The sequence below is a fragment of the Streptomyces davaonensis JCM 4913 genome, from assembly GCF_000349325.1.
Taxonomy (GTDB): Bacteria; Actinomycetota; Actinomycetes; order Streptomycetales; family Streptomycetaceae; genus Streptomyces; species Streptomyces davaonensis.
Genome location: NC_020504.1, coordinates 9,374,551 through 9,387,555 on the forward strand (window position 1 = coordinate 9,374,551; position 13,005 = coordinate 9,387,555).

13 protein-coding genes and 2 pseudogenes are annotated in these 13,005 nt (G+C 69.3%); 9 read left to right on the forward strand and 6 right to left on the reverse strand.

The annotated features are described in order from the left end of the window. Nucleotides 1–52: 52 nt before the first annotated feature. Together BN159_RS41650 and BN159_RS41655 are read left to right on the forward strand one after the other, a co-directional pair. The gene (locus BN159_RS41650; RefSeq protein WP_015663102.1) at nucleotides 53–958 is read left to right on the forward strand and encodes an AraC family transcriptional regulator; all 906 of its coding nucleotides are present in this window, start codon (nucleotides 53–55) and stop codon (nucleotides 956–958) included. A 157-nt stretch (nucleotides 959–1,115) separates the two neighbouring features. Beyond that, nucleotides 1,116–1,757 carry a class I SAM-dependent methyltransferase gene (locus tag BN159_RS41655; RefSeq protein ID WP_015663103.1) on the forward strand — a complete coding sequence of 214 codons (642 nt, stop codon included), beginning with the start codon at nucleotides 1,116–1,118 and terminating at the stop codon, nucleotides 1,755–1,757. Here BN159_RS41655 and BN159_RS41660 read toward each other — a convergent pair. Beyond that, on the reverse strand, nucleotides 1,709–2,599 hold the full coding sequence (locus BN159_RS41660; RefSeq protein WP_041822418.1) for an AraC family transcriptional regulator: 891 nt from the start codon (nucleotides 2,597–2,599) through the stop codon (nucleotides 1,709–1,711). The genes BN159_RS41655 and BN159_RS41660 overlap by 49 nt on opposite strands. Before the next feature lie 195 nt (nucleotides 2,600–2,794). Between BN159_RS41660 and BN159_RS41665 the strand changes: the two genes are divergently transcribed. From BN159_RS41665 to BN159_RS41690, 6 genes and pseudogenes are all read left to right on the forward strand, one after another. After that, entirely contained in the window at nucleotides 2,795–3,337 is a 543-nt protein-coding gene (locus tag BN159_RS41665; protein WP_015663105.1) for a (2Fe-2S)-binding protein, read from the forward strand. Continuing rightward, nucleotides 3,334–4,323 (forward strand): FAD binding domain-containing protein, encoded by a 990-nt coding sequence (locus BN159_RS41670; RefSeq protein WP_015663106.1) that lies wholly within the window; start codon nucleotides 3,334–3,336, stop codon nucleotides 4,321–4,323. The genes BN159_RS41665 and BN159_RS41670 overlap by 4 nt, the downstream gene beginning before the upstream one ends. 45 nt (nucleotides 4,324–4,368) lie before the next feature. Then, entirely contained in the window at nucleotides 4,369–6,543 is a 2,175-nt protein-coding gene (locus BN159_RS41675) for a xanthine dehydrogenase family protein molybdopterin-binding subunit (protein ID WP_015663107.1), read from the forward strand. Then, nucleotides 6,540–7,598, forward strand: a complete 1,059-nt coding sequence (locus tag BN159_RS41680; RefSeq protein WP_051113604.1) for an XdhC family protein — start codon at nucleotides 6,540–6,542, stop codon at nucleotides 7,596–7,598. Before BN159_RS41675 ends, BN159_RS41680 begins: the two co-directional genes overlap by 4 nt. Continuing rightward, a pseudogene (locus BN159_RS45495) lies at nucleotides 7,598–7,726 on the forward strand (IS5/IS1182 family transposase); the annotation flags it as partial. The gene BN159_RS41680 and the pseudogene BN159_RS45495, both read left to right, overlap by 1 nt. 385 nt (nucleotides 7,727–8,111) lie before the next feature. Then, nucleotides 8,112–8,552: a hypothetical protein gene (locus BN159_RS41690; RefSeq protein ID WP_015663110.1), complete on the forward strand. Its 441-nt coding sequence runs from the start codon at nucleotides 8,112–8,114 to the stop codon at nucleotides 8,550–8,552. Here BN159_RS41690 and BN159_RS47815 read toward each other — a convergent pair. Together BN159_RS47815 and BN159_RS47820 are read right to left on the reverse strand one after the other, a co-directional pair. After that, nucleotides 8,523–8,786: a WD40 repeat domain-containing protein gene (locus BN159_RS47815; protein WP_456339984.1), complete on the reverse strand. Its 264-nt coding sequence runs from the start codon at nucleotides 8,784–8,786 to the stop codon at nucleotides 8,523–8,525. The genes BN159_RS41690 and BN159_RS47815 overlap by 30 nt on opposite strands. Next, nucleotides 8,704–8,961 (reverse strand): hypothetical protein, encoded by a 258-nt coding sequence (locus BN159_RS47820; protein ID WP_197541383.1) that lies wholly within the window; start codon nucleotides 8,959–8,961, stop codon nucleotides 8,704–8,706. The genes BN159_RS47815 and BN159_RS47820 overlap by 83 nt, the downstream gene beginning before the upstream one ends. Before the next feature lie 152 nt (nucleotides 8,962–9,113). On the opposite strand from BN159_RS47820, the pseudogene BN159_RS44525 reads away from it, so the two are divergent. Continuing rightward, a pseudogene (locus BN159_RS44525) lies at nucleotides 9,114–9,326 on the forward strand (transposase); the annotation flags it as partial. A 36-nt stretch (nucleotides 9,327–9,362) separates the two neighbouring features. On the opposite strand, the gene BN159_RS41700 reads toward BN159_RS44525, so the two are convergent. The 3 genes from BN159_RS41700 to BN159_RS41710 all read right to left on the reverse strand — a co-directional run bounded on the left by BN159_RS41700 (nucleotide 9,363) and on the right by BN159_RS41710 (nucleotide 12,624). Next, nucleotides 9,363–11,171 (reverse strand): DUF6895 family protein, encoded by a 1,809-nt coding sequence (locus BN159_RS41700; RefSeq protein WP_157901147.1) that lies wholly within the window; start codon nucleotides 11,169–11,171, stop codon nucleotides 9,363–9,365. A gap of 36 nt (nucleotides 11,172–11,207) precedes the next feature. Further along, a complete protein-coding gene (locus BN159_RS41705; RefSeq protein WP_015663113.1) occupies nucleotides 11,208–11,417 on the reverse strand; it encodes a hypothetical protein in 210 nt (69 codons plus the stop codon). Between the two features lie 481 nt (nucleotides 11,418–11,898). After that, nucleotides 11,899–12,624 carry a hypothetical protein gene (locus tag BN159_RS41710; RefSeq protein ID WP_015663114.1) on the reverse strand — a complete coding sequence of 242 codons (726 nt, stop codon included), beginning with the start codon at nucleotides 12,622–12,624 and terminating at the stop codon, nucleotides 11,899–11,901. Nucleotides 12,625–13,005: the final 381 nt, after the last annotated feature.

Consider the following 13,005-nt stretch of genomic DNA (forward strand, 5'->3'; position numbering starts at 1 on the left):
CGATCCTCGCGAGCACGGGAATTGCAGCACAGAACAGTGCTGCAATGGACGCATGCACCTCGAAGAGCTCCGCACCCTGCTGGCCCGGCACGCCCGGCCCGACTGGACCACCGCCATCGACGGCGTCCTCATCTCCAAGGTCGACCGGCCGGATCCGCCGGAGCCCTCGATGTCCGGCACGGTGCTCGCAGTCATCGCCCAGGGCGCCAAACGCCTCGCGCTGGGCGACCGGGTCTACGCGTACGGCGCCGGGCAGTACCTGGTCGCATCCGTCGACCTGCCCGTCACCGGACAGTTCACCCAGGCCGACCCCGAGCAGCCGGCCCTCGGCTTCGGCCTCACGCTGGAACCGCCGGTTGTCGCCGAACTGCTGCTGCAAGCCGGTCCCGGCGACATCCCCCGCCCCGCCGGAGGCACTCCGTCGGGGATCGCCGTCAGCGACGCCCCGCCCGCCTTGCTCGACGCGGTGGTCCGGCTGCTGCGCCTGCTCGACGAGCCCCGCGACCGCGCCGTACTGGCCCCGCTGGTCACACGCGAGATCCTGTGGCGCCTGATCACCGGCGACCAGGGCGCCACAGTCCGCCAACTCGGCCTCGCCGACAGCAGCCTCAGCCACGTCTCCCGGGCCGTGCGCTGGATCCGCGAGCACTACGCGGAGCCCTTCCGGGTCGAGGACGTGGCACGGCTGTCCGGGATGAGCGTCTCCGCCTTCTACCGCAACTTCCAGGCGGTGACCGCGATGAGCCCCATCCAGTTCCAGAAACAGATCCGGCTCCAGGAGGCCCGGCTGCTGCTCGCCACCCACCCGGGCGACGTCACCGGAGTCGGCCACCGCGTCGGCTACGACAACCCGTCACAGTTCAGCCGCGAATACCGCCGCCAGTTCGGCGCACCCCCCAGCAAGGACGCCGTCCGACTGCGTCAGGCCGTGCGTACTCCTTCGGGTGTCCTTCCCTGATCCGGACTGGGCTCCGATAGAGCATCGTGCAAGGGGTGGCGAGGATCATTCTACGGTTGCCGCAGGTCGCGGGGGTTGAATCGAGTTGCCGATTCTCCCGCGGGGCGGATAACCGTCCGGCCGACCGCGGATCCCACTGCACCGCAAGGATCACAGCATGAGTGAAACAGCGGTTTTCGCCCGCGAGTTCCTGCGCAGCCCGCTCCGTACGGCCTCCCTGATACCGAGTTCGTCCCGGCTGGTCGAGCGGCTTGTCGCCGCTGTACCGGAGCGGGGCGAGCCCGTGGTGGTGGAGCTCGGTCCGGGCACCGGACCCGCCACCGCGGCGATCCAACACAAACTGGCAGGCCGCGGACGCCACATTGCGGTCGAACTGAACGAACGGCTCGCCGCACATCTGGTTGAGCGGTTTCCCGGTGCCGAGACCGTCGCCGAGTCCGCCTGGGAACTGCCCCGCATCCTCGCCGACCGGGGCCTTGGCGCGGCGGACGTCGTGGTGAGCAGCCTCCCCTGGTCGGCGTTCACCGGTCCGCAAGGCCAGGCCCTCGTGCCGGCCATCGCGTCGGTGCTGTCCGAGACCGGGGTGTACACGCAGTTCGCCTATGCTTTCGCCCACTGGGCCCCGCCGAGCCGCCGCAGGCTCGCTCAGTTGCGCCGGGCGTTCGAAGAAGTGGTCGCGAGCAGGACGGTGTACCGTAACCTGCCTCCCGCCCTGGTGTACTCCGCGCGCAGGCCGCGCGTTCCGGCCGGTCAGCCCGCGCCGCCGGCCGCGCCCATCGCGAATCGAACCGCGTCCTGACTGGGTGGCGCACCGAAAAGGCGTCGGTATTCCCGGCTGAATTGGGACGGGCTGTCGTACCCCACGCGGTATCCGATGTACGCGATGTCTTTCGGGTGTTCCGTCAGCAGGAGCCGGGCCTGATGGAGTCTGATGTTCTTCTGGAACTGGATGGGGCTCATCCGGGTGACGGCCTGGAAGTTCCGGTAGAAGGAGGACGCGCTCATTCCGACAAGCTCTGCCACGTCGTCCACCCGAAACGGTGTCCGGTAGTTCTCGCGAATCCAGTGCACGGCTCTGGCGATATGGGAGAGCTTGCTGTCGGCAAGACCTATTTGGCGGACTGTGGCGCCCTGCTCGCCGGTGATCAGGCGCCACAGGATCTCGCGTTTGACGAGGGGGGCGAGCATGTCCCTGTCCCGTGGCCGGTCGAGCAGGCGCACCAGTCGCACGACGGCGTCCAGGAACTCGTCGGAGGCGTCGCTGACGGCGATGGCGGCCGGTGCCGTGCCGTGCGGCGGAAAGGTGCCGGGCGCCGTCTGCAACATCATCTCGGCGACGTCCGACGGATGCAGGAGCAGGCCGAGTCCCAGCGCCGGCTGCTCCGGGGTGACAGCGAGGAAGCGGCCGGTGACGGGCACGTCGACGGATGCGACCAGGTACTGCCCGGGGCCGTACTCGTACACGCGGTCGCCCAGCGCGAGACGCTTGGCGCCTTGGGCGATCAGTGCCATGACCGTTCCACTCATGGAGGCGTGGTGTTCGTCCGACTCCTCCCGGCCGATCCTCACGTTCTCGATGGCGGTCGTTCCGTCGGGTCTGGCGTGACGCGCCAGCAGAGTGCGGAGTTCGTCAAGCGGCATGGACCGATTGAACACCGCCACCACGGAACGGTCCAGCCATCCGTTCCGGCTCCGGCTGACGCGAAATCATCAAGAGGATCAGGCAAGGGCTTGCCACTATCGGGCAAATCAATTCCGCGGAGAGGCTGCTTGAATAACTGAAGGCTCTGGGGCTTGCCGATCGACGGTTGGCTGTATTGAGGAAGGGCAAGCGGAATGGCGGAAAGTACCCGCAGTGAGATACGACTTCACGTCAACGGCGTGACGCACCGCCTGGACGTCGACAATCGCAGGACACTGCTCGACGCGCTGCGTGAGGACACCGGCCACACAGGGCCGAAAAAGGGCTGCGACCGTGGGCAGTGCGGCGCCTGCACCGTGCTGCTGAACGGCTGGCGTGTGGTGTCGTGCCTGACGCTGGCGGTCGCCGTCGACGGCTCGGACATCACAACGGTCGAGGGGCTGGCGCACGAGGGTGAACTGCGACCGTTGCAGCAGTCGTTCGTGCAGCTCGACGGCCTTCAGTGCGGCTACTGCACGCCCGGGCAGCTCTGTTCCGCGGTCGGCATGCTGGCCGAACACGCGGCGGGCTGGCCCAGCGCGGTCACCGCCGATGTCTCACCCGACGCGCCGGCGCGCGAGTTGGACGCCGAGGAGGTGCGCGAACGCCTGAGCGGCAACCTGTGTCGCTGTGGCGCGTACCCGTCGATCGTGCGGGCCGTGCTCGAGACGGCGGCCCGCGAGGAGGTGGCGGGATGAAGGAGTTCAGCTACCAGCGGCCGAGCCGGGTCCGAGACGCCCTCTCTCTGGTCGCCGACGAGGACGGCGCCCGGTTCCTCGGCGGCGGAACGAACCTCGTCGACCTGATGAAGGACGGAATCGAGACGCCGACCCGGCTGGTGGACGTCCGTCGGCTGCCGCTGGACGGCATCGGCGACGCGCCCGACGGCGGACTCGTCATCGGCGCGACGACGACCAACAGCGACCTGGCGGCCCATCCCGAGATGCGCCGGCGGTATCCGGCGCTCAGCCAGGCCGTGCTGGCGGGCGCGTCGGGGCAGCTGCGCAACATGGCCACGGTGGGCGGCAACCTGCTGCAGCGAACCCGGTGCGGCTACTTCGCCGACGCCTCGCAGCCGTGCAACAAGCGCAGCCCCGGCAGCGGGTGTTCCGCGATCGCCGGAGAGCACCACAACCACGCGATCCTCGAATGGACCGACCACTGTGTGGCCACCCATCCCTCGGACATGACCGTGGCCTTGGCCGCGTTCGACGCGATCGTGCACTACGAGACCCTGGACGGTTCCCACGAGATCCCGCTGTCCCAGTTCTACCTGCCGGTCGGCGAGAGTCCGCACCGGGAGACGGCGCTTCCCCGGGGCGCCCTGATCACCGCGGTCACCCTGCCGGCCGCCGCGGCGTCCCCTCGTTCGCGCTACCGCAAGGTCCGCGAGCGCGCGTCCTACGCCTTCGCGAGCGTCTCCGTCGCCGCCGCGTTGGACGTCGACGAGGGCATCGTCAAGGAGGCCCGGATCGCGCTCGGCGGCCTCGCCTCCCGGCCCTGGCGCGCCCACGCCGCCGAGTCCGCCCTGCGGGACGCCCCCGCCACGACCGGCAGCTTCCGGGCCGCCGCCGACGCGGAGCTGTCCGCCGCGCGGCCGTTGCGCGACAACGCGTACAAGGTCGGCCTGGCCCGCAACCTCATCGAGGCCGTCCTGACCGACCTCGCCCACAGGGCCGAGTGACGCACAGATCCCGTCGCCCGCCGTCGCCGTGAAGGAGATCAGCACATGAACACGTCCTCGACCAGCGCAGCCCCGGCAACCGCCGCGCACCCGGTCGCCGGGCCGAGCACCGCCCCGTGGGACGGCGTGGCGCACCCGGGCGCGATGGGGGTGGCCCGTCCCCGTATCGAGGGACCGGGCAAGGCCACCGGCAGCGTGCGCTACGCGGCGGACGAACCGATGACCGACTTGGCCTACGGCTGGGTCGTCACCTCCACCGTGTCCCGCGGACGCATCCGCGCCATCGACTCCTCCGCCGTGCACGGCATGCCCGGCGTACTCGGTGTGCTCGACCACCACAACGCTCCCCGGCTCAACCTGGAGGCAGGATCCTTCTTCGGCCCCGACGGCGGCATGCACCTGCTGCAGAACGACGAGGTCCCCCACTCCGGCCGGCCGGTCGCACTGGTGGTGGCGGAGACGATGGAGCAGGCCCGGTCAGCGGCCGCGGCGCTGCGGGTTACCTACCACGAGGAACCGTACGACGCCGACTTCTCACTCGAGCACCCGGCCGCGCGGCCGGCGACATCGTTCTTCGGAGAGGACGCCACCGTCGGTGACGTGGAGGCGGAGCTGGCCGCGAGTGCGGTGGCCGTCGACGAGCGCTATGTCACGCCCGAGCAGCACGGCGCCGCCATGGAGCCGCACTCCGCGACCGCCTGGTGGGAGGACGAGCGGCTGCAGATCATCGACTCCAATCAGGGCCCCTTCCTGGTCGCCATGACGGTGGCCACGCTGTTCTCCCTCGACCCCAAACAGGTACGAGTCCGCTCTCAGCACGTCGGTGGCGGCTTCGGGTCCAAGTCGGGCGGGTGCGGCCCCCAACTGATTCTGGCGGTGATGGCCACCACGGTGCTCGGCCGCCCCGTGCGCGTCACCCTGAGCCGGAATCAGGTGTTCCTGACGGTATCGATGCGGCCGGCGACCGACCAGCGGGTCCGGATAGGGGCCGACACCGACGGCAGTCTGCGGGCGATCGACCACGAGTCGGCCTTCGAGGTCTCGAAGCTCGCGGACTACCTCGAGAACTGCACGGAGCTCACCAACACGCTCTACGCGGCAACGGCGATCCGTACCCGGCGCACCGCGGTCCCCATCGACATCCTGCCGCCGTACTCGGTACGCGGGCCCGGCACGGCACCCGGATCGTTCGCGCTCGAATCCGCCATGGACGAGCTGGCGGAGCGGCTCGGCATGGATCCGCTCGAGCTCCGGCTGCGCAACGAGCCCACTGTCGGCCCGGTGTCCGGCCTGCCCTTCAGCCGCCGCAACCTCGTCGCGTGTCTGCACGAGGGCGCCCGCCGGTTCGGCTGGGCCACACGCGACCACCGGCCGCGGACGCGGACGGAGGGATGCCTGCTGGTCGGCACCGGGATGGCGGCCACGTCCTTCAGCGCGGGGGCCTTGCCCGCCTCGGCATCGATCACCGCCGAGACCGACGGCGCCTTCACCGTGGCTATCGGTGCCAGCGACATCGGCACTGGCGCACGCACCGCACTGACCGCGGTGGCGGCAGAGGCGCTCCGCGTGGATCCCGAACGGATACGGCTCCTGATCGCGGACAGCGATCTCGGCCCCACCTGGAACGCCAGCGGATCCCGGGGGACGACGTCCTGGTCCTGGGCGATCACCGAGGCCGCGGCGAAGCTGCGCTCCCAGCTGGGCGACGCCACGCTGCCACTGACCGTCTCGTGCGACACCACCGAGTCGCTCGGTGCGCTGCCACCCATGGAACGGCACTCCTACAGCGCCGTGTTCTGCCAAGTGACCGTCGACCCGGCCACCGGCGAGGTACGCGTGCGGCGGCTTCTGGGCATGTTCGCCGTGGGCCGCGTCATCAACCCGCTCCTCGCGCGCAGTCAACTGGTCGGGGGCATGGTCATGGGGCTGTCGATAGCCCTGCACGAAGAAGGCGCCCGCGATCCGGCGACGGGACGGCACATCACCACTGACCTCGCCGGCTACCACATCGCCGCGCACGCCGACATACCCGACATCGAAGCCGACTTCGTACCCGACTACGAACCCGGCGACCCGTCAGGCCTCAAGGGCGTCGGCGAAATCGGCACCGTCGGCACGGCGGCCGCGATCGCGAACGCCGTCTGGCACGCCACCGGCCGCCGCCAGCGGACCCTGCCCATCCGCCCGGACCGCGTGATCGAGGAACAGCCGACGTCGTGAACCGTCCGCGAGAAGGGGCGCTGGGACCGCTGCCGTCGCAGCCCGGCCCGGGACTGGAACAGGAGGTACGCGTGCTGCGCGAAGTGTGGCCCTTCGTCGACGCCCACCGTCGGGCGGGCCGGCCCGTCACGCTGGCCCGGCTGGTGGGCCGTGACGGTCCCGGATCACGACCGCTCGGCGCCACCATGGCCGTCGCCGCGGACGGTACGTGGCGCGGCTCACTGTCGGGCGGCTGCGTCGAGGGCATCGTCCTGGACGCAGCCCGCGCCGTCCTGGCAGGGGCCGCGCCCCATGTGACCGCGGTGTCGCCCGGGGACGACCTGCTGCCCTGGGAGGACGCTCCCGCCTGCGCCGGCGCACTGCGCGTCCTCATCACGCCCGCGCCGCCCGAGCCTGTGCACTCCGCCATCACCACGGCCCTGGCCGACGACCGTCCGCTCACTGTGCGGGTCGGACTGAGGCCGCCTCACCGCTGGTCGACAGCATCCACTGTCAGCCAACTGACCGACGTGGGACCCGCGTTCATTGAGGAACTGGTGGGTCGGCCGCGGCTGCTGCTGGTCGGCGCAACAGATCTCGCCGCAGTCCTGGCCACCCTGGCCGGGACCTTGCACCGCCCGGTCGTCGTCCTGGACCCGCGGCCCGGCCATGTCGCCTCCGGGGCCTTCCCCGGCACCGCCGACGTCGTCCGTGCCTGGCCCGACGAGTGGATCGCCCGCCATCCCCTCGGCGTACACGACGCGGTCGTCACACTCAGCCATGACCCGCGCATCGACGACCGCGCTCTTCGCGCCGCGTTGGCAGGCCCCGCCGGGTACGTCGCCGCGCTCGGCAGCCGGGCCACCCACGCGCAACGCCTGCGGCGCCTGACCGACGCGCCCGGACTGGACCGGCTGACCGGCCCCGCGGGCCTCGACCTCGGCGGGGCGTCGCTCGCCGAAAGCGCCCTGTCGATCCTCGCCGAGCTCGTCGCGGTGGACAACGGCCGCTGCGGGGGGCGTCTGCGCGACGGCGATCTGCCCATCCGGGCCACCACGGCCGCAGGGCACACGTAATCGAGCCGACGTTGACGGCCTGGAGAAAGGCCCGGCTCGACCGCAGGCCCACCGGGCAGCCGGCCACGGTCGACCTGCGCGACGTATTCAACGCACTCCTCTACATGGTTCAGCAGCTGTGCAAGTGGCCGATCGGGACATTGGCCATGCTGATGCCATGCCGCGAAACCTTGCGGTTCTCCCGTTCCGACGCCTGGACGGCCGACGAGCGTCTGCGACGGCTCAGCGCGGATCCGCCACCGCGCCCGCAGGACGGAGGGGACTTCGACGCCCTGCTGGCATGGCTGCGTACAGTCGATGACGAGCTGCCATCCTTCAGCACCCGTGCGGTGGAGAACACCGGGGATTTCGATCCCAGACTGCTGCCACTCCTCATGCGCGGATTCACGGACTACTTCGTCTGACATACGGATTGGGTGCGGCTCCTTCGAGAGGAACGTGAGTCTAGGCAAGGCTGATCGGGGTGCGTTGGGGTCTTCCGTCTCTGCCGTGGCGGTGGAGGAGGCGACTCTGATGGGCTCATTGTTCGAGGAGTTGGAGGCCCCGGAGGCGGCTGCCCAGGTGAGAGTGGAGGAGCTTGAGTCGCAGATCGCGGAGTTGACGGCGCGGCTGGAGGCCGAGCGGGAGACGGTGGCCGAGATGGTCGCGGAGATGTCCAGTTCGGATGAGGTGTCGGTCGTCGAGCATCCGGTGGAGCCGACGGCCGGTGACCGTCCGGTGCGGGTGGTCGGGGCGATCATGGTGCCGCACTGGCGGGAGGGGCTGTCGGTGGATGTACTGCCGGATGTGTACCGAGACATCGTGGCGGACGCGTCGGATCCGATGCAGGCCAAGCGAATCGTGCCGAGGATCGGGCTGCCGGCGGCGACGGCGAAGATCGAGGGGACGCTGGGGAAGCTGAACGGCTGGCGGAGCGGGGCCGGCTCATCTTGTAGGGCATACGGGGCTCACTGACTGATCGGACAGGTATGCCGTCCGTTCCTGTGGGGTGAGGTCGCGGTTGACGGCGCGGCAGATTTTCTTGATCGCTTCGGAGGGTTGGGGGAGGGTCGCGTCCCACAGCCGTGCGGTTTTGTCGTCGCTGCCAGTGGCGAGGGCGCGGCCTTCAGGGCTGAACGCTACTGCCCACACGGTGTCGGTGTGCCCGATGAGGGTGGCGTCGGTCTTGCCAGTGCTTACGTCCCACAGCCGTACGGTCGGGGTGTTTGCTGGTGGTGGCGAGGGTGCGGCCGTCGGGACTGAAGGCCATTGAACCCAGCTCGCCGGTGTGTCCGGTGAGGGTGGTGCGGGTTCTGCCGGTGGTCACGTCCCACAGCCGTACGGTCGCGTCGGCACCACTGGTGGCGGTCGGTGTCGAGGTCACTGGGGCCGACAATCTGGACGACGTCGGCTACTACTACGCAGATGGGAAACCGACCCGGTACGCACAGGTCAAGTACGCGGTGGACGCGTCGACCGCGGTGGGGGAGGAGTACCTGTCGCCTTACGCCGACAACGCCGTCGCACTCACGCCGCTGGGCCACCCAGGTCCGCGGCGCCGACCTGCCCCGCCTGCATGCCTTCACCCGAGGTCTGGAACGAGACCGCGAGGCCGTAGACGCAGCTCTCACGCTTCCGCACAGCAACGGCCCCACCGAGGGTGTCAACACCAAGACCAAGCGCATCGCGCGCCAGATGCACGGACGAGCAGGCTTCGCTCTGCTTCGCCACGGCATCCTCCTCGGATAGCAACACTCTCAGTTACCACCGAAGGCGAGACAGGGCCTAACGATTTGCAGTCCCCATGACGGACGCCGTCTGTTCGAGCGGGCGAGAGGAGATCAGCTCCGCCAGGGCGATTACGCAGCTCTGGGTCCAAGCCCGGTGCGCCTCGGCCCGATTGTCGCTGCAGTCGCAGGCCGGGTAGCCGATGGCGCCAGTGGGGGTCTGCTGGGACAGGAGAAAAGCTGCAGCGTCCCGAGTCAGCCGATGCTCGCCCCAACCGAGGAGAGCCAGTGCACGCACAAGGGCTGCCATCTCCCCGAGCCGATAGTCCCGGTAGGCCGCCGGGAGGGCAGCTGCGAGACACTCGGCCACCGGGCGCCAGGATTCGGCGCCAGCGTCGCGGGGGTGGGGGATTTGGTCGGCACGCTGTGCGATCTGCAGGGCGACCAGCCCTGCAGCGATGTCATCGGTTCCTGGCGGCGCGAGGGGGGCCGAGGCCAGAAGTGCAGCTCCGTGGTCGGCAGCCAGCACACCCAGGTCGACGAGGATCCGAATCCCCGTACGGGCGCCCGCAGGCACGACGCTTACCTCGCGCAGCGCCGCGGCCGTGCTCGTGAGGAACCGCTCCAGCGAGTCGCACGTGAGGCCAAGCCCGCTGAGACCGCGCGCGAACTCGGCGACAGCCTCCACTCCGTAACGGGACCACAGCTGATCGGGTGCGGCGTCGAGGTAAGTTGCGAGAGCGGAAAGCGCCGGTTCGACAAGGGCGGGTTGGCCCAGTGCCCTGGCGCCACGCGTCGCTGCCGCGGCTGGAGCAAATCCAGGCTCGGCCTCGTCGGAGAGGGACGCCCCGGAGAGCCAGACCACCGAACGGTACAGAGCTTCCTCAAGCCCCTTGTTGTCGGCGGGTAGGGGTACCGTCGGTCGGGGGCGTTGCGTGAGGACCGGGCTTCGAGCGAGCAGACAGGCCAGAGCTGTCACGATCGTGGTGTGGTAGCCGGTGGCCCATTTCTGATACTCGAGGTTTCCTTCCCCCAGCTTGGGATGAACCACTCCGTCAGGCCCGTCCACTCGGCCGTCGACTTCCTGCGTATCGGCCAGAAAGGTCCATGCACGGTCAGCCTCGGCAGAGTCGTGCACTCCCAGACAAAGCAGGGAGCACACCAGCTCCGCGACGAGGTCTGCGTTGCCCCGTCGGCGGCAGAGGACGAGCAACGCTTCGAGCAGTCCCACAGTGCGAGCCAAGTCGAAGCCGTCCGGCCATTTCGGCGTCCGCAGACCGAAGTCGGTGGCGTAGAACACGGTGTGGGTGATCGCGTAAATGTCGCGATCAGCAAGCTTGAACGCCGAAGGATCCGCACACAGCAGCGTGTGGGGAAGGACTGCATCCACCATGGGCAGCCCGTGGTCAACGCCAGCCAGTTCCAGGGTATGGAGCAGATCCAGCTGCCGGTAAGGAATACGTTCGAAGCAAGCGGCGTACCCGCCGGAGACTGCCTGTTCGATGGCCCGATGGAAGTCAGGGTCCTCGCGCCCGCAGAGTCGCAGCGCAGCATATGTGCCGGCGTACAGGAGGAGCGCTCCCTCGTCACGTACCACGAGCTCGCGGTAGGACGCCCGGCCTGCCACGTCTGCGACCTGGTCCAGCAGAAGACTGAAATCCGGATCCAGTGCGCTGGGGTCCAACCGCACTCGCAGGCCGACCAGCAAGGCGAGCTCGACGAGTGCCTTGCGGGCAAACAGCACGCCCGCTTCCTCAGCCCGCTCGGGATCAAACCGGGTGTGGCGCGCGGCCAGCCAGCCAATTGCCTTGGCTTCCACCGCGCGCCGCGCCTCGGACGGATCACCATCGGTAGGTGTTGCCGTCACATCTACTCCAGACAGCTATCAGTTCACTCGAGAAAGTCAGCCGCGCGCGACGGGGTTGGAGACCTGATCTAGCTCGTTCGAGACAACCAGTACGTACCTCTCCCAGGCGAGCACATAGCCGGCAACCTCCTCGAGCTTGCTCGCGTTGGCCACCACCGTTTCGAGCGGCATCTTGAGATCTACTAGGCCGCTCGACTGCAGGAATTCGAGCGCTTTGCGCGAGTCGACGGATCGCTTATCAGGCATTGGCGTTCTCCTGTACTGGATTGCGGAGCAACTGAACGTGCGCCCTCACACCACTATCAGTGCCCTTGGCCCGAGGCTGCTCGTGGAGTACCACCCATTTACTCCAGTCGGGCAGCGGCTGTTGCGCGCAGGCATCGCCAGCCGACCGGTGGCCGTCCGGTCGGAGACCGGCAGCACGTCGATGCCGCGCCGACAGGCCTGCATGACATGCTCTGGGCGGACGGGGCAGGCCTCGGGCCCATCGCCCAAGGCACGTTCCGAACATGGTTCGCACCGTACAGCGGTAGGAACTGTCGGGACAGAACGACACACGTTGCCGCTCCTGTCATCGTCACGATGGCGGACCCTCACCAAACTCCGGACCGACCCCGCCCGCCCGACCCGCCTCCTGCGCGCCGTGCCGGCCTTCGTGCGGTACCCGGTCCGCAAGGGGCCAACTCCCCAAACCGGGGGCCGCGTTGACAGGGGGGCGGTGGTCCGTTTATCGCCGGGTACCACTGGACCGCTGGGCGGCCTGCTGGAGGATGCGTCGGCGTGTCCAGCGGCGGCGTCCGTTCTGGCGTCCGGCGTTTGCGGCGATTCCGTCGGTGGTTTTCAGCAGGGGGAGGTTGCCTTGGGCGAGGGCGCTGGAGAAGGAGTTGATGCTCTTGTAGCCCAGCAGCGCGGCCGCCTGGCTCGCCCCCAGCAGCTCATCGGGATCACCGTCGGCGGGAACGTCGGGCAGCGGCGGTGCCGGCTTGGTGCCGGCGCGCCTTCCGCGGCCGGGCCGGGTGGCCATCCACTCCTTGAGGGTCGCCACCTTCCACAGCTGCCGACGGTAAGGGCTCTCGGCTGTGCCCATCTCCTCGACGACGTCCGGTTCGGGGAAGTAGCCGGGGTGGTCACGTACGAAGGTGCTGACCTGGTTGGTGTTCTTGTAGCCGAGGTAGCGGGAGGCGTCCGCGGCGTTCAGCAGCGTCTCCGGGTCGAGCAAGGGCGGTGTGTGTTCGGTGAGCCGTGCCGGCGCGCGGTGGGCGAACCATGCGGTGACTTCCGCGTGGTCCCACAGGCGGGCGCGGCCGCGCTTGCCGACAGGCTCGGGGAATGCTGTGCCTGCCGCGTTCTGGGTGCGCGCGGTGGAGAACTGGCTGATCCGCGCGGGCGTCAGACCGTGTTCGGCCGCGATCTCGGTGGCGTCGGCCAGGCGGGGCTCGCGGCGCGGGGTCATGGCAGAGGCGTCCGTTCTCTCAGCAGCGTGCCGGCCGGCCCAGCCTGTAATGCAAATAATGGCAGGAGTTTCGGTGAGGGGTCCAGCCTGCGGCCCACGGCTTTTTCCCCGGCTGGCCGCCTCAGCCGCCGGTCTGCTCCTCGCGAATGAGGCAGATGCCGCGGCGTGCGGCGTCCTCGCCGTCTGCGTGTACGCCATGGCGGCCGGCGTCATCCGCCACTCGGCCACGGCCGGCAGCCAGATCACTTCGTCGCGGCCCTGCGAGGCATCACAGGGCGTTCCGGCAGCGTGGAGGGCTTGCGGAGAATCCGGGCCCGTCAGAAATTTCCGGTCACCGCGAGGAGCAACCGGCCCACTTTTCCTACCCGTTGACCACGGCCT

What these genes read in the sequence shown, in the direction of transcription:
- BN159_RS41650 (WP_015663102.1), top strand. Translation starts at nt 53, where the DNA reads ATGCACCTCGAAGAGCTCCGCACCCTGCTGGCCCGGCACGCCCGGCCC.
- BN159_RS41655 (WP_015663103.1), top strand. Translation starts at nt 1,116, where the DNA reads ATGAGTGAAACAGCGGTTTTCGCCCGCGAGTTCCTGCGCAGCCCGCTC.
- BN159_RS41660 (WP_041822418.1), bottom strand. Translation starts at nt 2,599, where the DNA reads ATGCCGCTTGACGAACTCCGCACTCTGCTGGCGCGTCACGCCAGACCC.
- BN159_RS41665 (WP_015663105.1), top strand. Translation starts at nt 2,795, where the DNA reads ATGGCGGAAAGTACCCGCAGTGAGATACGACTTCACGTCAACGGCGTG.
- BN159_RS41670 (WP_015663106.1), top strand. Translation starts at nt 3,334, where the DNA reads ATGAAGGAGTTCAGCTACCAGCGGCCGAGCCGGGTCCGAGACGCCCTC.
- BN159_RS41675 (WP_015663107.1), top strand. Translation starts at nt 4,369, where the DNA reads ATGAACACGTCCTCGACCAGCGCAGCCCCGGCAACCGCCGCGCACCCG.
- BN159_RS41690 (WP_015663110.1), top strand. Translation starts at nt 8,112, where the DNA reads ATGGGCTCATTGTTCGAGGAGTTGGAGGCCCCGGAGGCGGCTGCCCAG.
- BN159_RS41705 (WP_015663113.1), bottom strand. Translation starts at nt 11,417, where the DNA reads ATGCCTGATAAGCGATCCGTCGACTCGCGCAAAGCGCTCGAATTCCTG.
- BN159_RS41710 (WP_015663114.1), bottom strand. Translation starts at nt 12,624, where the DNA reads ATGACCCCGCGCCGCGAGCCCCGCCTGGCCGACGCCACCGAGATCGCG.